The sequence below is a fragment of the Peribacillus faecalis genome, from assembly GCF_014712675.1.
In the GTDB taxonomy this organism is placed as follows: Bacteria; Bacillota; Bacilli; order Bacillales; family DSM-1321; genus Bacillus_AD; species Bacillus_AD faecalis.
The window spans coordinates 54,587-81,261 of record NZ_JACXSI010000010.1 but is presented as its reverse complement, the minus strand read 5'-3'; the positions used below and the strand labels follow the sequence as shown (position 1 = coordinate 81,261).

The 26,675-nt window shown below is 40.1% G+C and carries 22 protein-coding genes and 1 other annotated feature; of the genes, 20 read left to right on the top strand and 2 right to left on the bottom strand.

Features of this window, described 5'->3' with window-relative positions:
- Positions 1-759 precede the first annotated feature (759 nt).
- The 3 genes from IEO70_RS05415 to IEO70_RS05405 all read left to right on the top strand — a co-directional run bounded on the left by IEO70_RS05415 (position 760) and on the right by IEO70_RS05405 (position 3,460).
- On the top strand, positions 760-1,629 hold the full coding sequence (locus IEO70_RS05415; RefSeq protein ID WP_190997338.1) for an HD domain-containing protein: 870 nt from the start codon (positions 760-762) through the stop codon (positions 1,627-1,629).
- A 6-nt stretch (positions 1,630-1,635) separates the two neighbouring features.
- Entirely contained in the window at positions 1,636-2,229 is a 594-nt protein-coding gene (locus IEO70_RS05410) for a hypothetical protein (protein WP_190997337.1), read from the top strand.
- Positions 2,230-2,641: 412 nt separating this feature from the next.
- Entirely contained in the window at positions 2,642-3,460 is an 819-nt protein-coding gene (locus tag IEO70_RS05405) for an undecaprenyl-diphosphate phosphatase (RefSeq protein WP_190997336.1), read from the top strand.
- Between the two features lie 103 nt (positions 3,461-3,563).
- Here IEO70_RS05405 and IEO70_RS05400 read toward each other — a convergent pair whose 3' ends face one another.
- Positions 3,564-4,466, bottom strand: coding sequence for a LysR family transcriptional regulator (locus tag IEO70_RS05400; protein ID WP_190997335.1), 903 nt, complete (start codon positions 4,464-4,466; stop codon positions 3,564-3,566).
- A gap of 116 nt (positions 4,467-4,582) precedes the next feature.
- Between IEO70_RS05400 and gltB the strand changes: the two genes are divergently transcribed.
- From gltB to IEO70_RS05330, 14 genes are all read left to right on the top strand, one after another.
- Entirely contained in the window at positions 4,583-9,073 is a 4,491-nt protein-coding gene (gene gltB, locus IEO70_RS05395) for a glutamate synthase large subunit (protein WP_190997334.1), read from the top strand.
- Between the two features lie 20 nt (positions 9,074-9,093).
- Positions 9,094-10,581, top strand: coding sequence for a glutamate synthase subunit beta (locus IEO70_RS05390; RefSeq protein WP_190997333.1), 1,488 nt, complete (start codon positions 9,094-9,096; stop codon positions 10,579-10,581).
- Between the two features lie 206 nt (positions 10,582-10,787).
- Positions 10,788-12,809, top strand: a complete 2,022-nt coding sequence (locus IEO70_RS05385) for a penicillin-binding transpeptidase domain-containing protein (protein ID WP_206711504.1) — start codon at positions 10,788-10,790, stop codon at positions 12,807-12,809.
- Between the two features lie 374 nt (positions 12,810-13,183).
- On the top strand, positions 13,184-13,570 hold the full coding sequence (locus IEO70_RS05380) for a S16 family serine protease (RefSeq protein WP_190997332.1): 387 nt from the start codon (positions 13,184-13,186) through the stop codon (positions 13,568-13,570).
- A gap of 68 nt (positions 13,571-13,638) precedes the next feature.
- Entirely contained in the window at positions 13,639-14,844 is a 1,206-nt protein-coding gene (locus IEO70_RS05375) for an MFS transporter (protein ID WP_190997331.1), read from the top strand.
- Between the two features lie 63 nt (positions 14,845-14,907).
- A complete protein-coding gene (locus tag IEO70_RS05370) occupies positions 14,908-15,336 on the top strand; it encodes a hypothetical protein (protein WP_190997330.1) in 429 nt (142 codons plus the stop codon).
- A 167-nt stretch (positions 15,337-15,503) separates the two neighbouring features.
- On the top strand, positions 15,504-16,349 hold the full coding sequence (locus tag IEO70_RS05365; RefSeq protein ID WP_190997329.1) for a phosphate ABC transporter substrate-binding protein: 846 nt from the start codon (positions 15,504-15,506) through the stop codon (positions 16,347-16,349).
- 42 nt (positions 16,350-16,391) lie between these two features.
- Positions 16,392-17,309 (top strand): phosphate ABC transporter permease subunit PstC, encoded by a 918-nt coding sequence (pstC, locus tag IEO70_RS05360; RefSeq protein ID WP_190997328.1) that lies wholly within the window; start codon positions 16,392-16,394, stop codon positions 17,307-17,309.
- 1 nt (position 17,310) lies between these two features.
- Positions 17,311-18,135 carry a phosphate ABC transporter permease PstA gene (gene pstA / locus IEO70_RS05355; protein ID WP_190997327.1) on the top strand — a complete coding sequence of 275 codons (825 nt, stop codon included), beginning with the start codon at positions 17,311-17,313 and terminating at the stop codon, positions 18,133-18,135.
- A 74-nt stretch (positions 18,136-18,209) separates the two neighbouring features.
- Positions 18,210-18,974 (top strand): phosphate ABC transporter ATP-binding protein PstB, encoded by a 765-nt coding sequence (pstB, locus tag IEO70_RS05350; RefSeq protein ID WP_235973503.1) that lies wholly within the window; start codon positions 18,210-18,212, stop codon positions 18,972-18,974.
- A gap of 15 nt (positions 18,975-18,989) precedes the next feature.
- Entirely contained in the window at positions 18,990-19,646 is a 657-nt protein-coding gene (gene phoU, locus IEO70_RS05345) for a phosphate signaling complex protein PhoU (RefSeq protein ID WP_190997325.1), read from the top strand.
- A gap of 231 nt (positions 19,647-19,877) precedes the next feature.
- Entirely contained in the window at positions 19,878-20,360 is a 483-nt protein-coding gene (locus IEO70_RS05340) for a hypothetical protein (protein ID WP_190997324.1), read from the top strand.
- A gap of 327 nt (positions 20,361-20,687) precedes the next feature.
- Positions 20,688-21,089 (top strand): CidA/LrgA family protein, encoded by a 402-nt coding sequence (locus IEO70_RS05335; protein ID WP_190997323.1) that lies wholly within the window; start codon positions 20,688-20,690, stop codon positions 21,087-21,089.
- Positions 21,064-21,741 carry an LrgB family protein gene (locus tag IEO70_RS05330; RefSeq protein WP_190997322.1) on the top strand — a complete coding sequence of 226 codons (678 nt, stop codon included), beginning with the start codon at positions 21,064-21,066 and terminating at the stop codon, positions 21,739-21,741. The genes IEO70_RS05335 and IEO70_RS05330 overlap by 26 nt, the downstream gene beginning before the upstream one ends.
- 157 nt (positions 21,742-21,898) lie before the next feature.
- Here IEO70_RS05330 and IEO70_RS05325 read toward each other — a convergent pair whose 3' ends face one another.
- Positions 21,899-22,621 (bottom strand): 3-ketoacyl-ACP reductase, encoded by a 723-nt coding sequence (locus IEO70_RS05325; RefSeq protein ID WP_190997321.1) that lies wholly within the window; start codon positions 22,619-22,621, stop codon positions 21,899-21,901.
- 160 nt (positions 22,622-22,781) lie between these two features.
- Here IEO70_RS05325 and IEO70_RS05320 point away from each other — a divergent pair, with 160 nt between their 5' ends.
- The 3 genes from IEO70_RS05320 (at position 22,782) to proS (ending at position 26,578) form a co-directional block, all read left to right on the top strand.
- On the top strand, positions 22,782-23,708 hold the full coding sequence (locus IEO70_RS05320; RefSeq protein WP_190997320.1) for a GIY-YIG nuclease family protein: 927 nt from the start codon (positions 22,782-22,784) through the stop codon (positions 23,706-23,708).
- Positions 23,709-23,789: 81 nt separating this feature from the next.
- The gene (locus tag IEO70_RS05315) at positions 23,790-24,728 is read left to right on the top strand and encodes an ADP-ribosylglycohydrolase family protein (protein ID WP_190997319.1); all 939 of its coding nucleotides are present in this window, start codon (positions 23,790-23,792) and stop codon (positions 24,726-24,728) included.
- A 48-nt stretch (positions 24,729-24,776) separates the two neighbouring features.
- Positions 24,777-24,998: a binding site (T-box leader), on the top strand.
- Positions 24,999-25,141: 143 nt separating this feature from the next.
- On the top strand, positions 25,142-26,578 hold the full coding sequence (gene proS / locus IEO70_RS05310; protein ID WP_190997318.1) for a proline--tRNA ligase: 1,437 nt from the start codon (positions 25,142-25,144) through the stop codon (positions 26,576-26,578).
- Positions 26,579-26,675: the final 97 nt, after the last annotated feature.

The window sequence follows — 26,675 nt, the reverse complement described above, 5'->3', positions numbered from 1 at the left end:
AGCTCGTTATGAATACTTGCGTCAATTATCTTAATTGAACCGCCGTATACGGAACCGTACGTACGGTGGTGTGAGAGGTCGGGGGTTAATCGCCCCCTCCTACTCGATTGATAAAGTATATATTTTTGATCTTAGATAGCTGTCTAACCTTATACCTGACATGCTCGGAGGCCTACAGGATGTAGGGCATATCGGCGTTGCCGCAGGACGTGGCGCCTTTAGCCGATGTACCCTTTTCCCACCCCTCCCAAGAAACCAAGTTCGGGTTCCTCATGCGGGGTTCTCAGGATGAGAATCACAGCGACGTTGCTACAGGACGTAGCGCTCTTAGTCGCTGTTCCTTCTTAGAATTTGTCTAGCTTGAGCGGCCAGCCAGTTTTCAATTTAGAAATGCTTCCTCGAATATCTTGTAATATTCATGACTGACAAGTGATGAATTTTACAGCTCGAAATCATAAGCCAAATCACTTCAGAAATTTTACAATTTCCTACGTGATTCGTCTTATGCTGGTCGGAGGCTCTCGGGACGAGAGTCACAGCGACAAAGATATGCGGACGTAGCGTTTTTAGTCGCTGTACCATACTTGCGGGCCGCTTCCGCTTTTCGGTTCCCGCATGTCTCCTTTTTCATCGAGGAGAGTCTAAGTAGCATATTCATGATGAAAAAGGACCGGTAACGGTTTTTCTTATGTTTTAATCTGCAAAATGATGGGAAATGGATTAAAGAATAGTTTTGTAAAAAGTTAAAGAGGGGATATTATGAAAACCATTAATAGTCATAAGGATAAAGTGTATACATATGAATATGACGGACATCCAGTTTGTAAAGATGAGGAAGGATATCTTTATTGTCGAGCCGCCAATACAGTGTTGCCTGAAAAACAGCTCTTTTGCTGGTGTTGTCCATTACTTGGCGATGAACAAGAGGACCATTCTGTCTGCTGGTATTATGATTTGAACCCGAGAGATCCTTTATTTGGTCATGCTGAAAAAACGCGAATAGACGGATTGATTAATGCAGGGATTGCCCCAGAATTTCCGGATTACGTGAAAGACGGCGAGAATTTTGATGCGCATTTCATTGAGTCTGCCTACCAGTTTGCCGCTAACTGGCATAAAGGAGCGGTTCGAAAAGGCACAACCATTCCTTATATTGGTCATCTGATTGAAACGGCTCATATCGTCAAAGGGCTGACAAATGATGCGAAAGTCATTGCAGCGTCAGTGTTGCACGATATTTTGGAGGACACAGATTGCACGTTAGCAGAATTGGAGGAGAAATTCGGTTCCGTTGTTGCAGATTTAGTGGCATGCGAAACAGAGAACAAGCGCACATATCTGCCGGCTGCTGATACGTGGAAAATACGTAAACAAGAGTTTATCGACCATTTAGGAGATTCTCCAATCGAGGCAAAAATGATAACGCTCGGCGATAAGCTATCGAATATGCGTGCGATAAAACGAGATTATGATGCCATTGGAGAACAGTTGTGGGAACGTTTTAACCAAAAGGATAAAAACGCGCACGGATGGTATCATCGCTCTGTTTGCGATAAATTGAAAGAATTCGAAGATACACTTGCTTGGCTTGAATACAATCAATTAATTCACGATGTTTTCGAAAAGTGAAAAGAGGTGGCAAAGAAGGGGATTCATTATGGAACATGTCCGAACTGCGGCTCGAATAATACAATAGAATTTGTGTATGGCCTTCCGACGTATGAGCTTTTTCTTGAAGCGGAAGAAGGTAAGGTGAAATTGGGAGGCTGTCTCCAGTATCCAGGGAATAGCCCGGATTATTATTGCAGAGATTGTCATTTCGAATGGACGAAACAACAAGTGATTGATTTTACGTACAACAAAATTAAAGCAGTCAAAGTTTCTTACGGTCAAGTGTATAAAGACTTTTATCATATAAATATTGATATGGAAGATTTGCAACTGTCATGGGAGCATTTGTACGAAATATCATTAGGTGAGAAAATAAAGCCAATTAGCAGACAAACCGCCGGCAATTTTGTTCAACAGCTCAAACGGGTTCATCTTTTGAATTGGGATGCTGCTTATCGTCGTTCATCAGCAACAGAAGGAACACAGTGGCAAGTTGAAATTATGACAGACGATGATGATCCAATCAGTAAAGCTGGTATTAATGATTTTCCTGAAGAATGGGGAATGTTTCGCAGCCTGATCGAAGTAATGGCAGGAGAAAAACTATATAATGATTAAAGAAAATATATGAGAGTCTTTCAAAGAGCAATATAAGCTCATTGACAGGCTCTTTTTTTATGTAAGTGCATTATTATCCAAAGGACCGATGACGGTTTTCTGAAAAGATAAGAAAGCATATAATTTGTACCTGGATAACTGTCTAACCTTACACCTGCCATGCTTGGTCCTAAGCCATCCCACCCAAGAAACCAAAAACGGGTTTCTCGTGCGGTTCGTCTTAGTCCTCCCGCATGCCTCCTTTTTCATTGAAGTTAAATCAAGAAGTGAAATCAAAAATGAAAAAGGACCGGTGACGGTTTTTCTAAGTTTTTTCGCAATTTCAATAATAGTACTGTATAATTAATAATGTTTGCTTAACCGAAAGCAAACTTATGATATAGATTGCAGGCTATAATAAAGGGTGGATGGAATGGAAAACTTCGATTTTTTGCTTATGATTAAAATGATTATCATAGGCTTGGTTCAAGGCTTTACAGAGCCGATTCCTGTATCATCAAGCGGGCATGTAATGATTGCCAGTAATATACTTGGTGTAGGGGAGCAAGGATTTACATTTGCGATTTTAACTAATACAGCGTCTTTAGTGGCGATTCTATTTATTTATCGTCAAGATATCAGTCGCTTAATCGTGAACACATTGAAATATATTAAAACTCGGGAGCAACAATATTTAGCAGATTTTAGGTTTGCTATGTTTGTTGTAATCGGTTCGATTCCTGCCGGCGTACTCGGGGTATTGCTTAGTGATTTCATCGCTGATAGCACAAGCATGACTACGATTGCGATTACGTTATTTGTAACAGGTATTGCTCTTTGGCTAATTCGCAATATTCGCGGCACGAAGCGCGATGGCGATTTAACGACGAAGGATGCGGTTATTGTTGGCCTGGGACAAGCGGTCGCTTTGACACCGGGAATTAGCCGTTCAGGTGCAACAATTATTTCAGCTTTGGCTGTCGGAATGAATCAGGAGACAGCTTTGCGTTTTTCGTTCATGCTATATATCCCGGTCAGTTTAGGCGGGGTTGTTTTAGGTATTTCCGACTTCTTGGGAGAGCCGAATAAGGCGGACTTAGCGGTTCCTTATGCAGCTGCTTTCATTGCAACATTGCTGATGACTTACTTCGCAATGAGATGGTTTATGGGCATTATGAAAAACGGCAAGTTAGTATATTTCTCATATTACTGCTTTATTGTCGGTACGCTGCTATTAATCTTTTTCCGATAATATTAAAAAAGGCGAAATCCTATTGATTTCGTCTTTTTGCAATGTAACAAATGATATTTTCAATTGTTTTAACTTTAGTAAAGACTTGGAAAACCTAAGTCTGTTAGCCGAACTTGGCCAATTTGTAGAAAAATTCTTTAACAAAATTCAAAAACACTTGCTCAGATGGAGAGATATCCCGGTTTGACGGTGAAATGATGCCTACAGTTCGCGTAATCGCAGGTGAGGCGATCGGTATCTTTACCGTATACCGCGGCATCGAATCGTATAATGAGCTTTCCGGGAGTAAAGTAATGCCGATCCCTGCTGATACCAGCCCTTTAAGAGCATCCATATCTTCGCCTTCCGAATTGATCTTAGGAATAAATCCTGCAGCTCTGCAAGCATCGACTGCTACTTTATTGAGAATGTAACCTTCAGGAAACAAAACAAAATCTTCATCCCGAAAATCGACTAAATATAGCTGGCTATTGTTTGTGAGCGGATGATTAGCAGGAAGCAGGGCATAAAACTTCTCGCTGAACAGTACTGTTGGAATAATCGCTTCATCTTTAGGCGGAAGCGGTCCCAGAAAAGCGAGATTCAACTCTCGGTTTTTTACCGCCTCAATTAAGTACTTGTACGATCCTTGTCTTAAATGGAATGAAATATCGGGAAATTCCTTTTTGAAAGCCGATATGACATTCGGTAAGACATAGCTGGCCAAACTGGTCGGGAAACCAATCTTAATGATTCCTTTTTCCGGGTTCAAATATTCTTCTACTTGCTTAGCGGCAAAATCGATTGCTTTTAAAGCGGTAACGGTATGCTCCAAAAAGATTTTTCCGATCGGTGTCAGCCTAACGTTTCTGCCGACTCGCTCGAAAAGAGGCGTTCCCAATTCCGCCTCCAGATTTGAGATTTGACGGCTCACAGCTGATTGAGCGACATTCAAATTGTCAGCTGCTTGAGAAATATGTTCCCTTTTTGCAACTTCCACAAAGTATTGTAATTGCCGTAATTCCAATGTTTTTCCTCCATTCATCTAATAATTAGATTAATTCCTTCTAATTTATATATTGTTTATATTAGTGTGAAAATTCTAAAATGTAAATAAGCTATGATAGATTTGGAGGAATAGATATGAACTTTCATCAATATCCAAAAGCGCAGGGACTATATTCGCCGGATTTTGAAAAAGATGCGTGCGGGATTGGTATGTACGTCAATTTTAAAGGAATCCCATCACATGAGATCGTGAAGAACGGTTTGGAAATGCTTTGCCGTCTTGAGCACCGTGCCGGACGCGGTGGAGACGGAACGGGTGACGGCGCAGGTATCATGGTACAAATTCCTGATGCATTTTATCGGATTACTTGTCCAGAACTGCAACTGCCTGAAACAGGGGAGTATGGAGTCGGACAATTATTTTTCACAGACAACGATGAAGAGCGTTTTGCAATTGAGGCGAAAATGAACGAGTTGATTGAAGAGGAAAACCAGATGTTAATCGGCTGGCGTACGGCTCCGACGAATAAAGATGGACTAAGCGATATTTCCGGCTCTACTGCACCGGTTGTCCGCCAAGTATTCGTCCGTAAAAATGCCTCTGACCGACTGGCTTTTGAACGTAAACTGTATGTAATCCGCAAGCAGTTAGAGCATTGGACAGAAAAACAAGGTTTTGAATTTTATTGTCCGAGCTTTTCGAGTCAGACAATGGTATTCAAAGGTTTGTTGGCGCCGGAAGAAGTGAGCAGCTTCTATAAGGACCTTCAAGATGAGCGATTTGTATCGGCGTTTGCGCTTGTTCATTCCCGCTATTCAACAAACACATTTCCTTCTTGGAAACGTGCGCACCCGAATCGCTACATCATTCATAATGGTGAAATCAATACTTTACGAGGCAATATAAATTGGATGCGCGCTCGTGAGCAACAGTTTGTATCGGAAGCGTTCGGAGATGATTTGCAGAAAATTCTGCCTATTATTGATACAACCGGTTCAGATTCATCAATGCTTGATAATGCTTTTGAGTTTTTTGTGTTATCAGGCCGGACACCGGCGCATGCTGCTATGATGCTTATACCTGAGCCGTGGACGGAAAATCCTCGAATATCTCAGGAAAGGAAAGCGTTTTATCAATATCATGCCAGTATGATGGAACCGTGGGATGGTCCTTCAGCGATTTGTTTCACAGACGGGAAGCAAATTGGTGCCATTCTGGACCGTAATGGTTTACGTCCGGGGCGTTTGTATGTAACGAAAGATGATCATGTTATTTTTTCTTCAGAAACAGGTGTGATTGATGTCCGTGATGAAGATGTCGTATTGAAAGACTACTTAAGTCCGGGCAATATGCTGTTAATTGATATTGAAAAAGGCAAAATCATCTCTGATGACGAGTTGAAGGCAGAAATGACTGCCGAACAGCCTTATCAGAAATGGCTGGATGATAATATGGTAAGACTGGAAGCAGAACAGGAAGAAGCTGTTGTGTTGGATGATTTGTCATTGCGTCAAAAAATATATGGCTATACGTACGAAGACATCAAAAAAAATCTTGTTCCGTTAGCGGCTGAAGGTAAAGATCCGCTCGGTTCAATGGGGAATGATACACCGCTTGCTGTTTTGTCTGACCGTCCGCAATCATTATTCAATTATTTTAAGCAGCTGTTTGCTCAAGTAACGAACCCGCCGATTGATGCTATTCGTGAGCATGTCGTGACATCTACAATGACGATGCTCGGCAAGGAAGGCAATTTGTTGCATCCGAATGAATTAAATGCCCGCCGCATCTTTTTGGAGACGCCGATTTTGACGAACGGTGAATATAACCAGCTTCTATATAATTACGAAAAAGATTTCCAAGCGACAACAATCTCGCTTGAATTGAAAGACACCCTAGAAACGGAATTGGTGCGAATCCGCAAACAGACAGTTAAAGCGATTGAAGATGGCTTTACGTTAATCATGCTTTGTGATAACAGTGAAGATACAAGCATGCCGACAGTGCCGATGTTGCTTGCTGTCAGCAGTTTGCATCAACACTTGATTCGCGAAGGTTTACGCACAAAGGCAAGTTTGATTGTCAATAGTGCAGAGGCGAGAGAAGTTCATCACTTTGCTGCTTTAATCAGTTTTGGCGCGGATGCCATTAATCCATACTTAGCATACGCAACAATTCAGGAAGCGATCGAAAAGAACCATTTAAATATGGACTATCCATTAGCAGTCAACAAATTCCGCAAAGGGATTGCAGAAGGCGTTGTCAAAGTAATGTCAAAAATGGGTATTTCCACTGTTCAGTCATATAGAGGAGCGCAAGTATTTGAAGCAGTAGGAATCAGTAAAGCCGTTGTTGAGGAGCACTTCACAGGCACGACATCGCAAATTGACGGAATCGGTTTGGATACAATTGCTGAAGAAGCGAAACGACGCCACCGACAGGCTGTCGAGTCATTGAACAGCGAGCTGGAATCCGGATCTCAATTCCAATGGCGCGCAAATGGCGAACACCATGCTTTCAATCCGAAAACGATTCATACACTACAATGGGCGACACGTAAAAATGATTATAAACTGTATTTGCAATATGCAGAAATGGCAAATGAAGAGCAAATCGGATTTTTGCGTAACTTATTCGACTTCAAAAAGGCTGAACGCAGAATTCCATTAGAAGAGGTTGAACCGGTTGAATCAATTGTTAAACGCTTTAAATCTGGAGCGATGTCTTTCGGTTCGATTTCTAAACAGGCACATGAAACATTGGCGATTGCCATGAACCGTCTCGGTGGGCGCTCGAATTCCGGTGAGGGCGGGGAAGACTCATCTCGTTATATATTAGATGAGAATGGCGACAACCGCCGAAGTGCTATCAAACAAATTGCTTCTGGTCGCTTTGGTGTGAAATCACACTATTTAGTTAATGCGGAAGAATTACAAATCAAGATGGCACAAGGGGCTAAACCAGGTGAAGGTGGACAATTGCCAGGAAATAAAGTATATCCGTGGGTAGCGGAAGTGCGCGGTTCGACACCTGGAGTAGGATTGATTTCTCCGCCGCCACACCATGATATCTATTCAATTGAAGATATGGCTCAATTAATTCACGATTTGAAAAATGCCAATCGTAAAGCCCGAATTTCTGTAAAGCTCGTTTCAAAATCGGGCGTAGGTACAATTGCGGCCGGCGTAGCGAAAGGAGCCGCCGATGTTATCGTTATTTCCGGATATGACGGCGGTACCGGTGCTTCACCAAAAACGTCTATTCAGCATACAGGGCTTCCATGGGAACTGGGTCTTGCTGAAGCACATCAAACATTGATGTTGAATGGTTTGCGGGATCGCGTGACGCTTGAAACGGACGGCAAATTGATGACCGGGAAAGATGTTGTCATGGCGGCGCTGCTTGGTGCTGAGGAATATGCATTCGCAACAGCTCCGTTAGTCGTTATGGGATGCGTGATGATGCGTGTCTGCCATATGGATACTTGTCCTGTCGGCGTAGCGACACAAAATCCGGAATTGCAAAAGAAATTTACAGGAAGCGCTGATCATGTAGTCAATTATATGCGTTTTGTCGCAGAAGAGATGCGTGAATATATGTCTGTACTAGGCTTCCGTACAGTCGATGAAATGGTCGGTCGCACAGATGTGCTGAAGCTATCCGATAAAATGAAAAATCATTGGAAGGCAAGCCAATTAGATGTGACTCCTTTGCTTCATCAAGTACAAGGAGCCCGCACGAAGCAAAGACAGCAGGATCACGGCATCGAACAAAGCTTCGATATGGTCCATCTGTTGCCGCATCTTGATGAAGCTATCCTGAAACAGCGCAAAGTGACGATGGAGTTCCCAATTAAAAATGTTAATCGTGTTATGGGGACGATAATCGGCAGTGAAATTTCCCGTAAATACGGAGAATCAGGCTTGCCTGATCATACCATTCATCTCAAATTTAACGGATCTGCCGGCCAAAGCTTCGGCGCATTTATTCCCCGCGGAATGACGATGACGGTAACGGGAGACGTCAATGATTATTTCGGCAAAGGCTTGTCAGGAGGAAAAGTGGCAGCAATCGCTCCTTTTAAAGGCGATTATGAGAAAAATGTCATTGCCGGCAACGTATGCTTATACGGAGCTACAAGCGGTCAGGCATTTATTAACGGTCGGGCGGGACACCGGTTTGCGGTGCGTAATTCAGGAGCAGACATTGTTGTTGAGGGTATAGGCGATCATGGCTGTGAGTACATGACGGGCGGACGAATTGTCATTTTAGGCGATGTCGGCAAAAACTTCGGTGCTGGTATGTCCGGTGGTATTGCTTATGTACTGCCTTCTAATCCGGCCGCGTTCAAAGCCCAGTGCAATATTGAAATGATTGAATTTGCAGAGGTTGAGGATAAAGAAGAAATAGCAGAAGTGCGCAAGCTGATCTTGGAGCACGCTGAACAAACGAACAGTTCGTTAGCTGCTGAGATTTTAGGAAATTGGAAAGAAATTGTGCCTCAGTTTGTCAAAGTGGTACCGACTGATTATCAAAAAATGATTGATAAGATTAATTTTCATAAAATGCAGGGCTTAACAGAAGAAAAAGCGGAAATGCAGGCATTTGTGGAAGCGACATCTTAACAAAAGAGGAGGGTTCTAAGATGGGGAAACCAACAGGATTTATGGAGTATAAACGGGAAAAGGTTCAAGAGCAACCGGCAAAAAAAAGAATCTCCAATTGGAAAGAGTATTCTTCTCGGCTGTCAGATGAGTCATTGCGCACACAAGGAGCGCGTTGTATGGATTGCGGTACGCCCTTTTGCCATATGGGTGTCGAAATTCAGGGCAGAGCGGCAGGGTGCCCAATCAACAATGTGATTCCTGAGTGGAATGACCTTGTTTACAAGGGGCAATGGAAGGAAGCTTTAGATCGCCTGCATTTGACGAATAACTTTCCTGAGTTCACAGGGCGCGTTTGTCCGGCGCCTTGTGAGGGTTCATGTACTTTAGCAATCTCAGAACCGGCAGTTGCAATTAAGTCGATTGAGCGCACAATCATCGACAAAGGATTTGAAAACGGCTGGATTGTTCTGAGAATACCGCAACGTCGCTCCGGTAAAACAGTAGCGATAATCGGTTCCGGCCCTGCCGGCTTAGCGGCAGCAGATGAGCTGAATCAGCACGGCCATAAAGTGACGGTTTTTGAACGTGCTGACCGTCCCGGCGGCTTACTTATGTACGGCATCCCGAATATGAAGCTTGAAAAAGAAGTAATTGAACGACGTGTAAACTTGCTGAAAAAAGAAGGCATTGAATTTCGATGCGGCGTCAATATCGGAGTAGATGTCGAACCGGAAGCGTTACGTTCATTATATGATGCAGTCATCTTATGTACAGGTGCGCAAAAACATCGAATATTAAATATGGAAGGTGCCGATGCTAAAGGCATTCATTTGGCGATGGACTATTTAACAGATGTAACGAAAAGTTTGCTTGATTCGAATTTTGAAGATGGCAAAGCGTTAAATATGGAAGGCAAAGATGTCATCGTCATCGGTGGAGGTGACACTGGTGCCGACTGTGTCGCTACAGCTATTCGCCAAAATTGCAAATCTGTATATCAATTCGGTAAACACCCGGCATTACCGGCAGAGCGTACGGAAGAAACGCAATGGCCGCGCGATCCGAATGTGTTTACACTCGATTATTCCTACGAAGAGACGAAAGAAGTGAAGGGCTATGATCCTCGTGAGTATTGCATTCAAACGAAGAAAATCGTGAAGGATGAGAATGGTCACGTGAAGGAGCTTCACACTATCCAGATGGAGAAAGTGGTCAGCGATGAAGGCTATGAATATTTCGAGGAGCTCCCAGGAACGGAACGCATTTGGCCGGCGCAACATGTATTTGTGGCAATCGGTTTTGAAGGCGTTGAGAGAGCCCTTCCGGCACAATTCGGTGTCGATGTGATTCGCAATCGCATCCATGCTTCTGCAAAAACATACGAAACTAACGTACCGGGCGTTTTCACAGCGGGAGATGCACGCCGTGGGCAAAGTTTAGTAGTTTGGGCAATTAAAGAAGGAAGAGAAGCGGCAGCGAGTGTTCATCAATTTTTACAAGCACAAATAGAAAAAGTTGCTTTATAAAAGATTAAGAACTCTAATTCTATACGAAATAGAGTTCTTTTTTATGTAGAGATTTTCATTAATTTGGTCACCTATACCTTTTATAATAATCCGCTGATTTTAATGGTTAATACAATTATGTATTTTCGAAAGCTTGTATAAAGTCCCTGATTTTATTATTTGAGTAAAGAACTGTTTGGGGTATTATATAAATAAGGGGGATTTATATGATAAAAAGATACTTGTTTACTTTCATTTTCTTTATTCTGATTTTAATGTTAACAAGTTGTTCAGAAGAGCCGATACCTGAAGAACGATTTGAGAGTTTTGTTAAATTATGGGGTGAGCAAAAGTTTGAAGAGATGTATGACTATTTATCGGTAGACGGCAAAGATAAAATTAAGAAAGAAGAATTTATTGAAAGATATTCTAAGATTTACAAAGATTTAGAGGTTGAAAATTTAGAAATTTCATTCAACAAACCTAATGAACCGTCAGATTCAAATGTAGATCAAGTAGAGTATGACTTTTCTGTAAAAATGGAGACTATAGCCGGTCCTATTACATTTGACAATAAGGCCGTTTTACTAAAAGAAGAACGAGAAGAGAAGTCAGATTGGTATATCAATTGGAATACAACTTTTATATTTAAGGAACTTGAAGAAGAAGATAAAATCGGAATTAACAGTACGAAAGCTGAGAGAGGGCAAATTTTTGATGTGAATGGACAAGGGCTTGCTGTTAATGGGATTGTTTATGAAATTGGAATTGTACCCGGCAATATGGGAGAGAATGAAGAAGAAATAAAGAATCAATTATCCGAGTTATTGGATATCAGGATTGAGAGAATAGAAGAATTACTGAATGCTTCTTGGGTTCAGCCGGAGCATTTTGTCCCGATAAAAAAAATTTCTGTGCAGGATGAAGAGTTGTTGAATAAGCTGCTGGCTATAGAATCCGTTACTAAAAAAGATGTTACTGCCCGAGTATATCCTTTTGGAGAGGCAGCGTCGCATTTGATTGGATACGTAGGAACAATTACGGCCGAAGAAATTGAGAAACGTGATGGTAAAGGTTATTTATCTACGGATGTCATCGGTAAAAGAGGGTTAGAGCAAGTGCTCGAAGAACGTTTAAAAGGTGAGCATGGAGTGAAGGTTTATATCAAGAAAGCTGATGGCTCAGAGGAACTTCTGGCTGAAAAAGAAGTGATACACGGAGAGGATATTCAATTAACAATTAATGGAGAATTGCAAACCAAAATATTTAACGAACTTAAGGGTGAAGCGGGGGCTGCAGTAGCTATTCATCCAATAACGGGGGAAACTCATGCTTTAGTAAGCAGTCCGGGCTTTGATCCGAATACCCTATCTTTAGGAGCATCAGCTTCACAGTGGGAAAAAATTGAACAAGATACGCAAAATCCATTGTTGAACCGATTTAAATCTACTTTTGCACCGGGATCTGTCTTTAAACCTATTACAGCGGCAATTGGCTTGAAAAATGGAACGATTAGTGAGGCAGACGGCATAAATATTAGTGGATTAAAGTGGCAAAAAAATGATTCATGGGGAAGTTATTATGTTACCCGTGTAAAAGAAGCAAATGAATCAATTAATCTAGAAAAGGCATTAATGTATTCTGACAATATTTATTTTGCACAAAAAGTATTAGAATTAGGAACAGCAAAATTCACAGAAGGATTAAAAGAATTTGGATTTAATGAAGATATACCATTCTCTTATCCGATTGAAAAATCCACTTTTGGAGAAATAGAATCAGAAGTATTACTAGCTGATTCAAGCTATGGTCAGGGGCAAATTGAGATGAGTGTTTTTCACCTTGCTGCAATTTATACGACATTCGTTAATCAAGGGAAAATGATTAAACCAATATTATTTTCTGAAGAAGAGCGTAACCAGGTTTGGAACGATTCATTAATTAATGAGGAGCAAACCGCAAGAATTAATGCAGCTCTTAAAGAAGTTGTAGAAAATCCAAGTGGTACCGCTTATTCATCAGCGAGAGTAGAAGGATATCCGATAGCAGGGAAAACGGGTACTGCAGAATTGAAAGAAAAACAGGGCGAGCAAGGGACAGAGAATGGGTGGTTTGTAGCCTATAATACTGAAAATCCAAACCTTTTAGTGGCCTTAATGGTTGAAGGTGTACAAGGGCGAGGAGGATCAAGTATTGCATCTGAGAAGGTTAAAAATATTTTTACGTATGATAAACAGTTTGCACGTTAGTTAATTAAATTATTTGGTTATATAGGCGATATAGAACAGGGCTAAAGGTTAAAATAGCGGGGATAGGTATTCGCTATCTCCGTTATTTAAAATAAACTTAAACATTTCAAAGAATTTGGAGAGCTAACTGGTAGCCAATACAATAGTATTTACTGACTATATCCATAGAGTGAAGGGTGAGGACCTATTAATAGAAACGCGATTGAATATATCGCAATTGTAGCAACAACACTTTCGTCTTATTATTGTTGTATTATCAAAATTTCATTTCCGCTTATTTATTTGTTGGCATATTATTGCTGGTCGTATGTCTTTCTTCAATGGTATTAGTTATTTTTTGCACTAAGAAAGCGATTGTGAGGTAGATATTTGGGATGATGATTCCACTTTGTTTATTGTTAGGTTATGAAATGCCACAACTGGACGTATTTTTAAATCGAGATGATATTTCAGGAGACAGTGCAGGATTAGGAGTTGCCTTGACTGGCTTAATTTCGCAAAATCAATTGAAAAATGATATACAGATTGGAGTGACGGGTGCTTTAAGCAACAAAGGGGATGTACTTGAGATTGGGGGAGTGAAACAGAAATTGCTAATTGCGGAGACTGAAGGCTACCCTTACATCATTATTCCTCATGATAATACTGCTGAAGCAAAAAAAGTAAAAGAAGAGCAAAACTTAAAGATTCAAATTATTGATGTGGAGCATATTGATGAAGCGGTACAGCAAATTGTTCTATTGAATGAAGAGAATGTTTAAAAAAAGGATTTTATTACGAATTCTCGAATATACTAACTCTCTAGAATTCTAGATTGAGAGGGGATAAAATGATTCGGGGTTCATGGAAAGCGTTAAGTTGGATTGCCATTTCGCAATTATTCGCTTTAAGTATGTGGTTCAGCGCGACTGTTATCGTTTCTGAATTGATTGTTGAGTGGCAAATTAGTCCACAGGCAGAAGCTTGGTTGTCTGCCTCTGTCCCAATTGGCTTTGTCATTGGTGCTTTTGTCAGTTCTTCATTAGGAATAGCAGACCGTTATAATCCACGGAAAGTATTTGCGATTTCGGCATTTTTCGGAGGAATATTTAACGGTTTACTCATTTTTATTGAAGCGGCAACGTTCGGTATTATGCTTCGAATATTAACGGGCATCACGCTTGCTGGTGTTTATCCTGTGGCCGTTAAAATATTATCACAATGGTTCCCCAAAAAACGCGGGTTAGCAATCGGTATTTTGATTGCCGCTTTAACAATTGGCTCCTCTTTACCGCATTTTATAGTTATGTTTTTCTCTACTCTAAACTGGAAACTAGTCATTATATACAGCTCTATATTGGCGTGGCTTTCGGCAACGATTGTATATTGGATTTTGCCAGACGCTCCAGAAACTTCGACCAGATCTATCTTCTCATTTAAGTTAATTAAAAAGGTGTTAAACAACAAACCGGTAATGTTAGCGAACTATGGCTATTTCGGGCATATGTGGGAATTGTACGCGATGTGGACATGGTTGCCTGTATTTTTTGCAGCCAGTTTTAAACTAACTTCACCTGAAATATCTTCGTGGATCATTGCTCTTTTATCATTTCTCTGCATCGGTATCGCCGGAGCAATTGGATGTATCGTCGGCGGATATGTATCAGATAAAATCGGGCGCTCTAACTTAACAATCATCTCGATGTTTGTAAGCGCTATCTGTGCGGTGCTGATAGGTTTTACATTCGGTCAAGCAATTTGGCTGACTGTTCTTGTGTCGATTATTTGGGGGATGACTGTGATTTCAGATTCCGCCCAGTTTTCAGCCGCTGTTTCAGAAACGGCAGAATCTGAATATGTCGGAACAGCTCTGACATTTCAAATGTGTATTGGCTTCTTAATAACGATTTTCTCCATCAATATCATTCCGCTCCTTGTAAATACAGTAGGATGGCAATGGGCTTTTACTTTATTAGCGATTGGTCCTCTTCTTGGTATTATCTCGATGTATAAATATAAACTGCATGAATTGAATAAAACAAAATCTGTTTTATAATATTGTGAAAATATGTTAAAATTTGTTATATGATGTATCTGAGGTGGATGGATGATATACAAAGTGAGAAGCGAAGGTATTATTAGTAAATTAATATTAAATGTCTATATATTCAGTATTGTAATTTTAATTAATATAATGGGAATATCTAAACCGTTTTTATACTACGTGATTGCAACTCTCTGTACTTTCTTAATTATTACTTTTATCAGTAATGTTGAGCTTACGGTAGATGCGTCATTTTTAGAGGTAAAAAGACCATTATTTAGAAAAAAAAGACTTGATCCTGAACAAATAAAAGAGATTAAGTTTATTCTTGTCGGATGGAAAGGGAAGGGTGCGATTATAAAATTAAATAAAGGTTTAAGTCTTTCGATTACTAAATATTCGCCCAATATTGTCATTGAAGATTTACTGGCGTTTGCAGATAAAAATAACATACCTATAAAAAAAACAAAGGATTTCATGGTTTTAGAGAAGTGGAATATGTAAAAGCACACCCTGCCTTTTGGCTTGTAGACGGGGTGTGCTTTTTAAATGCTGAATTTTAAAATTTACAAAGTATTTACAAACAGTTAACAGTGAGTTAACGATGTGGCTATATGATTAGGCTATAGGGAATAATAAAAGCATCCTGCAGTTCATCTAGGGGGGAAATTATGAGCAATGTAAAAAAATTAATAGCTGGAATCTTAATATTAACTTTACTTAGCATAACGGCAGCATGCGGTTTTAATGAGGATAGTGAATCAGGATCTTCAGGCGGAAGCACTAAAACAATATCGGTCTCGGGTTCAACATCAGTAGGACCTCTAGCAGAAAAATTAGCAGAAGCTTATTCAGAAGAAAATCAAAATGTAAAAATAGAGGTCAATCAAATCGGTTCATCTGCCGGTATCACAAATGCCATAAGCGGTGTTTCGGAAATCGGCATGTCGTCACGGGATTTGAAGGAAGAAGAAAAATCGGAAGGATTGACAGAAACTATCATTGCTTATGACGGTATAGTTGTTGTGACTCATCCGAGCAATAAGGTTAATGATTTAACGATGGAGCAAGTGAAACAAATCTTTACAGGAGAAGTAACGAATTGGAAAGAGCTTGGCGGAGAAGATATGGAAATTGTTGTCGTATCGCGTGAGGATGGTTCAGGTTCGCGTGATGCCTTCCAAGAGATTGTCGGTTACAGTTCAGGCGAGTTGGTTAGAGAAGCGATTATCGCAAGCGGAAACGGCAACATTAAAACGACAGTTGCTATGAATAAACATGCTGTCGGCTTTATCTCATTCGAATATGTAGATGATACAATCTCAACAGTGAAAATTAATGGTGTGGAAAGCACAGCGGAAAATGTATTGAATGAAACGTACAGTCTTTCTCGTCCATTCTTGTTCGTCTACAAGGAGAGCGGGATTTCTGAAGAAGGGCAGAAATTTATTGATTATATTTTAAGCGAGGACGGACAAGCGGTTGTTGCTAAGACAGGAGCAATTCGCATTAACTGATAGTTTGGAAACTGTTCGTGCAAACCACAGGAGGAAAGCAACATGTCAAGCCCATTGAAGGAAAAACAAACGGTTGGAAATGAAGGGTCTAATAATAAAAGAAAATATATAATGGAAAAACTATCTGAAAGGGTATTTCTGATTTGTGCACTCCTTTCAGTAGTCAGCTTATTTTTGATTATAGGATTCGTATTTGTAAAAGGATCGACACCGTTCGTTTCGGAAGGTTACAGTTTCATCGATTTTATTTTCGGAATGGATTGGGTTCCGAGCGAAGATAAATTTGGCATCTTCCCGATGATTGTCGCCTCATTGTTTGCGACTTTCGGAGCGTTGGTGCTTGGTGTGCCAATCGGTCTTTTAACAGCAATTTTCTTGGCGGAAATCGCCCCGAAAAACGTAGCGAAAATCATTTCGCCTGCTGTTCAGCTTTTAGCGGGTATTCCATCAGTATTATATGGTGTATTCGGTTTAGCAATTATCGTTCCTTTCCTGCAAAACAACTTTGGACTGGCAAAAGGACAAAGCTTATTGGCTGTAATTATCGTATTAGCGATTATGATGCTTCCGACAATTGTGACGGTAGCGGAAACGGCTATTCGTGCAGTGCCGAAAACGTATCGTGAAGGTTCGTTGGCGCTTGGTGCATCTCAAATAGAAACGATTTTCAAAATTGTCGTCCCGGCTGCGAAATCAGGAATTATGGCAGCAATTGTTTTAGGATTAGGACGCGCAATCGGCGAAACGATGGCCGTTATTTTAGTGGCCGGAAACAGCTTAATTCTGCCGACTAGCCTGACAGACAGTGTCCGCCCATTAACGACCAATATTGCGTTAGAAATGGGATATGCATATGGAACACATCAAGAAATGCTGTTTGCAACAGGTATCGTTCTATTCTCATTCATTCTATTATTGAACTTTGTATTGGTTAAAATTGCTTCGAAGGGTGGAAAATAAAATGAGAAAGTTTAAGGATCATGTATTGCGAGGTCTTTTATGGTTTTCTGCTTTCTTGACAGTAGCCATCCTTGTGACGATTGTCGGATTTATATTCATGAAAGGCTATAAGCTAATCAGCTTTGATTTTATTTTTGGCGATTATTCTGCAGACGGTCACGGAGGAATTTGGCCAATGATTGTGACAACTTTATATACAATCGGTATTTCCTTGTTGATCGCGACGCCAATCGGTATTTTGGCAGCTGTATACTTACAGGAATATGCGAAGCAAGGACGTTTAGTAAGATTAATCCGTTACGCGACTGAAAGCTTAACCGGTATTCCATCGATCATTTACGGATTATTCGGTGCTGTATTCTTTGTGACAACTTTAAAATTAGGTATGTCGATTATTTCAGCATCTTTAACTTTAACAATTATTGTTTTACCGGTTATTATCCGTACAACGGAAGAAGCGCTAAAAACAGTGCCAGGTTCATATCGTGAAGGCTCGCTGGCTTTAGGTTCAACAAAGCTTCAAACATTGTATAAAGTCATTTTGCCAAGCGCAATGCCAGGCATTTTATCAGGTATTATTTTATCAATCGGGCGAATCGTCGGAGAATCGGCAGCGATCTTTTTAACAGCTGGAACGGTAGCGGCAATGCCGGCAAGCATCTTCTCATCAGCCAGAACATTAACGGTCCATTCTTATCTGGTAACGCAAGAGTCCGGTGATATTCAGCTTGCGGCAGCAATCGGTATTGTTTTGATTGTCATTATTCTTTTCTTGAATCTAACGACAACGTTTATTTCTAAAAAGTTTAACAAAGCTGATTATTAAGAGGTGTGCATATGAGTACAGCAGTTATTGAAAAAATACAATCAGAGAACAGTGAACTACAGAAGGAGCATCGCATGTCAGATAATAAATCGGTAAAAATTAAAGTTAATGACCTGGATTTGTTTTATGGAGAAAAGCAAGCTTTATATAAAGTCGGAATTGATATAAAGGAAAATGAAGTAACAGCGTTAATCGGACCTTCAGGCTGCGGTAAATCGACTTTTCTTCGTACATTAAACCGAATGAACGATTTAATCGATAATGTCAAAATTACCGGGAACATTGTCATTGACGGCGAAGACATTTATGAATCAAATGATGTTATTAAGCTGCGTACAAAAGTAGGGATGGTGTTCCAAAAGCCTAATCCGTTCCCAATGAGTATTTATGATAATGTGGCTTACGGCCCTCGTATGCATGGCATCAAAAATAAAAAGGAATTGGATGCGATTGTTGAGGAAAGTTTGCGTGGCGCTGCTATTTGGGATGAAGTGAAAGATCGTCTGAAATCATCGGCTCTTGGTTTATCAGGCGGTCAGCAACAGCGTATTTGTATCGCTCGTGCAATTGCGATGAAGCCTGAAGTGATTTTAATGGATGAACCAACGTCGGCATTGGACCCGATTTCGACGATTAAAGTAGAAGAATTAATCGAGAAAATGAAAAATGAATACACTATCGTTATTGTAACCCATAACATGCAGCAGGCTGCACGTATTTCGGATAAAACAGCCTTTTTCTTAAACGGAGAAATTATTGAGTTTGATGAAACAAGCAAAATTTTCAGCATGCCTAAAGACAAGAGAACAGAAGATTACGTTACTGGCCGTTTCGGTTGATGAGGAGGAGATAATATGGCAGCACGCGAAAGCTTTGATAAAACACTTGGGGAATTACAGGATAAATTGACGGAAATGAGTGAGTTGACTGTAGAGGCTTTGGAGAAATCCTTTATTGCTTTAAAATCGCAAGATCTTGAATTGGCGCTTGAGGTCATAGAGGAAGACAATGTGATTGATGCTCTTGATACCGATATTAATAATTTTGTTATTTGGCTAATCGCCAAAGAACAGCCGGTTGCCCGTGATTTGCGCAGAATTATCGGTGCTCTGAAAATCTCCCTCGATGTGGAACGAGTAGCGGATTTTGCAGTGAACATCGCTAAGTCAACTGTTCGTATCGGTGCATGTGAGTCTTTGATTTCAATTACGCATCTTGAGGAAATGAAAAATTTGGCTATTAAAATGCTGCAAGAGTCAGTGCAATCATTCATCGAGGAAGATATCGCTTTAGCGAAAGAAGTTGGTGAGATCGATGATCAAGTAGATGAATTATACGAAGAGACTTCGAAAATAATATTAAACAGTTTAAGCAAAACTCCAGAGCAAATGAATCAGCTGACACAATTGCTGTTCATTAACCGTCACCTGGAACGGGCTGCGGACCATATTACCAACATCGCAGAAAATGCCGCTTACTTAATTAAAGGTAAGAGATACGATTTGAATTAAGAGCTAATTATAAAGACTCTATTAGAATACCAGACCGTTGAGAATAACTTTCTTAACGGTTTTTTATGTTTTTTCATTTCTTAATTGCAGATAACGAAACATTTAAACTGACTATGTTGAAATAAAGCAGATGCTAATCTGACACTCTTCAAATAAAGCTTAGTGCAGTTTCCGGCGGGAATAAAATATATATAATATTGTTTTGGAGTCTGGTGAAAGGATGTGAAAATTATGTTGAACACGAAAGATTTTTTCCTTGTTGCTTTATCATTAGCTGTAGTTGCAATTCCTTCTACTACACAAGCTTATGAATTCACGGATATTGATGTAAGCGGTAAGAGCGATATAGAAATCCTTAAGCTTGAAAAAATCGAACTGGTGCACTATCAAAATGAAATGCATAATCAAAAGGTTAAAGAAGCTAAGAGTGTCGAACTTGAAGAACAAGCCGTAGCAGAACAAGAGCGGAAAGAAAAAGAAGAAGCAGAACAAGCTGAAACTGAATTGCAACAACCCGATGACCCAATTATGATGGCACAATGGGAAAACGAAACATTTGCTGATATTCATGAACGGGCAATTTATTTGGAGGAACACCCAAACTATTTTCCAAATTGGACTGATGAGCAAACATTACTATACTTGCAAACACTTAGCGACAATTTGAAGACTTCCGGTGAAATGCAGATTCAATTTATTCTGGAGACTGAATAAGACGTTATGTAGGGGCAGTTCAGGTGAAGAAGGATTTGCAATCAAACATACCGATATATATAAGGTTATAGCCTAAGGGATCAAAACAATATATTTCAACATTTATAAGTTTGACGATAATTATATCACCATCTTAATCCTCGGAGTTTACTTTTAGAATTACGGCATAAAAGCCTTATTCAACCAAGAAAACAAAATAATCAGAATTACCTAATGATTTTTGTTTTCTTAACTCATGTGCGTTATCCTTTTTTGGTTGAAATAATAGACTGAATATTAAGTTAGTAGTAAAATAGAAATCATTTAAAGGGGAAGGGTGGTTACCGCATGATTATTATTCGGACGATTGCCCAAATATGTATTTTGTGGTTGTTTTATTTGATTGGTGTATTAATTGTTGAATGGACAGGTATTATTATACCCGCTAGCATTATCGGACTAGTATTGTTATGGCTTTCGCTGATGCTTAAAATCATAGATGTCAGGCTGATTAAAGACGGGGCCAGCTTTTTAATCGGCTTTATGACGCTTTTCTTCATTCCTTCGACGGTCGGTGTAATTGAATATCCGGAGCTGCTGTCGAAATCAGGGCTATTACTGGTCGTAGCTGTCATTATCAGTACGATATTGACAATTGTCATAACGGGAAAAGTAAGTCAAGTGATTGAGCGTAAAGAGCGTAGTGAGAAGGGGGAAGTAAGACATGGCAGCAGCAGTCATCATTATTAGTACAATCGTCTTATTTCTCCTCATGCAAAAGCTGTATATGAAAATAAATAAGCCGATTTTTATACCGATTTTGACGGTGACAATCATAACTGTATTCGTACTGCTTTTATTCAATATTTCTTATAGTACATATATGGAGGGCGGGGAATGGATTCAAAGGATGCTTGGTCCGGCAGTCGTGGCTCTTGCTTACCCGCTGTATAATCAACGAGCGTTAATTTTAAAATATAAGTTTTCTATAATTACAAGTTTAGTTATTGCTATGATTTCCGGACTTATTAGTATTGTGGTTCTGTTAAAGCTATTCAGGGCAAGCGACCAATTTTTACTTACAGCTTTGCCTAAATCTCTGACAACGCCGATTGCGATGGAGGTAAGCAGTTCCATTGGAGGAGTTGCACCATTGACGGCTGTGCTCGTTATGGTTGCCGGATTTACAGGAGCGACACTCGGTCCATTTCTATACCGGATTGCACGTATTGATTCAGCCGTAAGCAGAGGCGTATCGATGGGTAGTGCCAGTCATGGTATGGGAATTACAAAATTGAAGGATTATGGAGAGGAAGATTTATCAATCGGTTCGCTATCGATGGGGATAAGCGCTATTCTGGGCGCTTTTATTTGCCCGATAATTGCGATGCTGGTGATATGATTGGGTCAACTAAGAAGAAAAGTCGTATTGAACAAAAGGCTGTTTTGTTCATCTTGTATAGAAATTACCCTAAATAGAAGAAGTAACAAAAAAGCTGCAACTCAGGAATGAGTTGCAGTTTTTTAAAAGCTTATTAAATTGAAAGGCTGCTAATCTTTTATTGCGGATTCGTTGTCCAAATACCTGCAGTTTTAATAAATACACGCTGCGGCATTTTTAAGATAGAAATGATTAGTTCGCTTACATCTTCCGGTTGCATCATGCGGTCCTCATCACCGATTTTCAGGCCTGCATTGACAGCAAGATCAGTTGCCACTGTACTTGGAGTGATTGCTGTTACACGTACGTTTGATTTACGAACTTCCTGCATCAATGATTCTGTTAAACCTAATACAGCGAATTTTGATGCGCAATAAGCGCTTCCTGTCGCAAAGCCTTTTTCACCGGCTGTTGAAGAAACGTTAATGATGCTTCCTTCGTTTTGTTCAAGAATTGCAGGTAAGATTTTACGCGTTACATAATATGTACCCATTAGGTTTACACGAATAATACGTTCCCATTCTTCAGGATCCATCTCAAGCAATGTTCCGAAAGAAGCGATGCCGGCATTGTTAACCAGAATATCGACTTTGCCAAGAGAAGCAATAAGAGATTCCGCTGCTGCTTCCGCTTCTTCTTTTACAGAAACGTCGGCTGTCGCATATACGGCTTTAATGCCGTATTCTTTCTCTAATTCATGACAAAGAGTTTTTAGTTCTGCTTCATTTCTGCCGATGAATCCAAGATTTACGCCTTCTTTTGCAAGCTTGATTGCTGTCGCTTTTCCGATACCTTTATTGGCCCCGGTAATAAAGGCTGTTTTGTTTTTCAATTGCTGCATGGTAATTCCTCCTTTAAATTCAGTTCATTTATTATTATATAGAAATGGTATGTGAAAAATAAAACAATTTGCAATATTGGTATTAAACTGCAAGGATGACAGGATGTTATTTAGTTGCTATTGTTAAGATGATAACGATGTAAAAAGAAGGTTACCTAGTATGGATAGCAAAATCAAAGACATAATCAACAGCATCCCGGAAGCGCCTGGAATATACAAAATGCTCGATGCAAAAGGAGTTATTATTTATATCGGAAAAAGCAAATGTCTGAAAAAACGAGTAAAATCATATTTCGTTGCGTCACCTAGATGGGAAAAGGCACGGAAAATGGCTCCACTTATCCATGATATTGAATATATAGAAACGGATACTCATTTGGAGGCGCTGCTGCTCGAGTGTCAGCTCATAAAAGAAGTGCAGCCGTTTTTTAATGTGCAACTGAAAAATGACGGGCGCTATGTGTATGTGAAAGTTGCCGATAATCATTGTTCCATTGTGCGGGAAAGAGGAGAGAATTGTTACGGACCATACCGCAGCAAGCATGTGCTTCAAACGATGCTTGATCGCTTGAAAAGCATATTTCCGATTAATGAGCAATTGCAGTATCACGTTTTGCCTGTTGCAATGACAAAAGCGGAAGCAATACAAAATATTAAAGTAGTCCGAAATATGTTCGATAATACAGTAGAAATGGAATGGCTGGCTAAACAGCTAGAGAAAAAAATGCAAGAGGCCGCAACACAATATCGCTTCGGATTAGCTGCGAAATACCGCGACGTTGCCGAGGCGGTTCTTTTCTTTAAAAAGGAGATTGACCGCTATAACCGGCTTTTTAAAAAAGAATTGCTGCTGCAAATAAAGATTGATAACGGATATAAATTTTTCTTGATATCAAAAGGGCAAGTAGTTTATAAGAAGCGGGTACCCAGTAATTCGAAAGAAAATCAGCGTTCATTTCTTATCCAAGCAAGTCAGCGTAAGCATTTCTTCAGTATGAACGAAAAAAGTTTCATTGATTACCGGGATATACTATTTGCGGAAATTGATCTTCTGCCGGATGAGAATGTCATCGTCCTAGGTTCTTAATGCTACTTCTTTCCAGAGTATGGCAGTATAATAAATAGTGTAGATAAGTATTTTATACAGGAAAATAAGAGGGGATTAATTATGACGAATGCGATAAATACCAGTATGCTTGGATTTGTGATTGGAGATGCGATTGGTGTGCCGGTTGAATTTCTGAGCAGACGGGAGCTGGCAAATCATCCTGTGAAGTCGATGCGCGGTTATGGCTCTCATAATGTCGAGGCAGGTACGTGGTCGGATGATACATCGATGACTTTAGGAACTATGAAAGCCATTGCCGATACGGGTATGATCGATTATAAAGTAATTATGGATAATTTTTTATCGTGGGCAATGGGAGGCGAGTTCACAGTCGATGGCGATGTGTTCGATATCGGCATCACTTGCCGGACGGCGATTATCGATTATAAAGAGACAGGCTGTCAACCGTTAGAAGCAGGGCTAACGGACATCCGCAGTAATGGAAATGGCTCATTAATGAGAATGCTACCGATTGCTTTGTATTGTCATTACCGCAACATTTCGGATGAAGAGATGAAGGAAATTGTCAATAATACTTCTTCATTGACGCATGCTCATGATATTAGCCGTCTTGGCTGTTATTTATATGTTGTTTTTGTACGTGCTTTATTGGAAGGAAAATCAATAGAAGAAGCATATGAGGCGATGCTTCAATCGGACTTGCTCGGCTACAGTGAGGAAGCGATTAAGCATTATGACCGCATTTTTAGCCGTCAATTGAATGATTTGACGATTGATGAAATTTCTTCATCTGGCTTTGTAGTCGCGAGTCTTGAAGCAAGTCTTTGGGCGTTGTTGAATACTACGAGCTTTGAACAGGCAGTTCTCCATTCGGTTAACTTAGGCAATGATACGGATACAATCGGAGCAATTACTGGCTCAATGGCTGCGCTTGTTTACGGCTTTGAATCCATTCCTTCACAATGGATTGACGCAATTCGCAATAAAGACTATTTATATGGAATTGTAACTAATTTTACAAAAATAGTTGAAGATTAAAACATGCATTGAATAATTTTCTATAATTTGATACAGTATAGAATATATATATGATCAATGATGTGACCAAGTAAATAAGAATTGTGAAACAGAAAATATAGCAGTTGCTGAGAGCTATATCACCGCTTCTTATTGAAACCTATCACGGAGATGTTAGAAAACTAACCGAGTCGTTATCGTTACATAACGCTTAAAGGGTGATTTGCTGTTAAAGGCAATTTGCCGAACTAAGGTGGTACCACGTTTATTCAGCACAAAGACGTCCTTACGATTGGCGTTTTTGTGCTTTTTATTTGCTTTCATTTATGCTTTGCAAATAATATGATGAATAGCCGGACTGCGATAATGAGCGCGGATCCTTAGATAGGAAAAGTCGAAATTGTTATTGTTATAAGTTTTTAGGAGGAAACAAAATGTCACAACAAACGAATGATTTTACGAAATGGTACATTGAAACCATTCAAAAAGCAGGATTGATGGATTATACGCCGGTACGCGGCTGTATCGCTTTCAAGCCAGATGGTTATGAACTATGGGAGCACATCCAACAAGAAATGGACCGCCGTTTCAAAGAAACAGGTCACCGCAACGCTTACTTCCCAATGCTGATTCCGGAAAATTTCTTCCAAAAAGAAAAGGATCATATTGAAGGATTTTCTCCAGAGCTTCCATGGGTAACTGAAGCTGCAGGCGAAAAGCTAGAAGAGCGTCTTGCACTGCGTCCGACTTCTGAAACGATGATTGGTCATCTGTATTCAGATTGGATCAAAAGCTACCGTGATCTGCCAGTGTTAATCAACCAATGGGCAAACGTATTTCGTTGGGAAAAGAAAACACTTCCATTCATCCGTACTTCTGAGTTCTTATGGCAAGAAGGTCACACTGCTCACGTTGATGAAGAAGATGCTCGCAAAGAAACAGAACAAATGCTGAGCATTTATAAGGATGTTGTTGAAAACTTCCTTGCGATTCCTGTATATGATGGACAAAAAACACCATCTGAGCGCTTCGCTGGTGCGGTTGATACTTATTCAATCGAAGCGATGATGAAAGATGGAAAAGCGGTTCAAGCTGGTACTTCTCACTACCTAGGTACGAAGTTTGCTGAAGCATTCGATATTAAATACTTAAATAAAGAGAATAAACACGTTCATGTTCATACAACTTCTTGGGGAACATCAACTCGTCTAATCGGTTCTGTTATCATGGTTCACGGTGACGAGCAAGGTCTTGTTCTTCCTCCTACAATCGCACCTACACAAGTTGTATTGGTGCCGGTTGGACCATGGAAAAAGAATCCGGTTATCATTGAGAAATTGGATGAAATCTTTGCAGCGCTTAAAGCGAAAGGCATCCGCGTTCGCCTTGATGATTCTGACCAATCTCCGGGCTTCAAATTCAATGAATGGGAATTAAAAGGTGTTCCTGTCCGCATTGAACTTGGACCTCGTGACCTTGAAAACAACCAAGTATTAATGAAAGCACGTGACGAAGCGGACAAACAAACAGTTGCATTAGAATCTGTTGTTGAAGCAATCGAAAACGAGCTTCAAGTAATGCAAAAACGTCTATTAGAAAAAGCAAGAGCATTCCGTGATGCAAATTCGCATACACATATTGACTCTTTAGAAGCGTTAAAAGCGCATTTAGCTGAATCTGAGCAAAACGGAACAATTCCTGGCTGGATTTTAGCTGGATGGTGTGGAGACGACGAGTGTGAATCTAACGTGAAAGAAGAAACGAAATTCACATCTCGCAACATTCCATTCAATCCGCCAATGGAAAAACATACTTGCATTAACTGCGGTAAAGAAGCGAAACATACAGTTTGGTTCGGCCGCTCATACTAATCATTAGAGAAATCCATCCTTTTTCGAAAGGTTGGATTTTTTTTGTGTGTTCAAATACAAGGGATACTCCTCTCGACAGGGAATATATGGATATAAA

What these genes read in the sequence shown, in the direction of transcription:
- IEO70_RS05380 (WP_190997332.1), top strand. Translation starts at nt 13,184, where the DNA reads ATGATGATTCCACTTTGTTTATTGTTAGGTTATGAAATGCCACAACTG.
- IEO70_RS05390 (WP_190997333.1), top strand. Translation starts at nt 9,094, where the DNA reads ATGGGGAAACCAACAGGATTTATGGAGTATAAACGGGAAAAGGTTCAA.
- IEO70_RS05320 (WP_190997320.1), top strand. Translation starts at nt 22,782, where the DNA reads ATGGATAGCAAAATCAAAGACATAATCAACAGCATCCCGGAAGCGCCT.
- IEO70_RS05325 (WP_190997321.1), bottom strand. Translation starts at nt 22,621, where the DNA reads ATGCAGCAATTGAAAAACAAAACAGCCTTTATTACCGGGGCCAATAAA.
- IEO70_RS05415 (WP_190997338.1), top strand. Translation starts at nt 760, where the DNA reads ATGAAAACCATTAATAGTCATAAGGATAAAGTGTATACATATGAATAT.
- IEO70_RS05340 (WP_190997324.1), top strand. Translation starts at nt 19,878, where the DNA reads ATGTTGAACACGAAAGATTTTTTCCTTGTTGCTTTATCATTAGCTGTA.
- proS (WP_190997318.1), top strand. Translation starts at nt 25,142, where the DNA reads ATGTCACAACAAACGAATGATTTTACGAAATGGTACATTGAAACCATT.
- IEO70_RS05405 (WP_190997336.1), top strand. Translation starts at nt 2,642, where the DNA reads ATGGAAAACTTCGATTTTTTGCTTATGATTAAAATGATTATCATAGGC.
- IEO70_RS05385 (WP_206711504.1), top strand. Translation starts at nt 10,788, where the DNA reads ATGATAAAAAGATACTTGTTTACTTTCATTTTCTTTATTCTGATTTTA.
- IEO70_RS05335 (WP_190997323.1), top strand. Translation starts at nt 20,688, where the DNA reads ATGATTATTATTCGGACGATTGCCCAAATATGTATTTTGTGGTTGTTT.
- pstC (WP_190997328.1), top strand. Translation starts at nt 16,392, where the DNA reads ATGTCAAGCCCATTGAAGGAAAAACAAACGGTTGGAAATGAAGGGTCT.
- pstA (WP_190997327.1), top strand. Translation starts at nt 17,311, where the DNA reads ATGAGAAAGTTTAAGGATCATGTATTGCGAGGTCTTTTATGGTTTTCT.
- phoU (WP_190997325.1), top strand. Translation starts at nt 18,990, where the DNA reads ATGGCAGCACGCGAAAGCTTTGATAAAACACTTGGGGAATTACAGGAT.
- gltB (WP_190997334.1), top strand. Translation starts at nt 4,583, where the DNA reads ATGAACTTTCATCAATATCCAAAAGCGCAGGGACTATATTCGCCGGAT.
- pstB (WP_235973503.1), top strand. Translation starts at nt 18,210, where the DNA reads ATGTCAGATAATAAATCGGTAAAAATTAAAGTTAATGACCTGGATTTG.
- IEO70_RS05315 (WP_190997319.1), top strand. Translation starts at nt 23,790, where the DNA reads ATGACGAATGCGATAAATACCAGTATGCTTGGATTTGTGATTGGAGAT.
- IEO70_RS05330 (WP_190997322.1), top strand. Translation starts at nt 21,064, where the DNA reads ATGGCAGCAGCAGTCATCATTATTAGTACAATCGTCTTATTTCTCCTC.
- IEO70_RS05375 (WP_190997331.1), top strand. Translation starts at nt 13,639, where the DNA reads ATGATTCGGGGTTCATGGAAAGCGTTAAGTTGGATTGCCATTTCGCAA.
- IEO70_RS05365 (WP_190997329.1), top strand. Translation starts at nt 15,504, where the DNA reads ATGAGCAATGTAAAAAAATTAATAGCTGGAATCTTAATATTAACTTTA.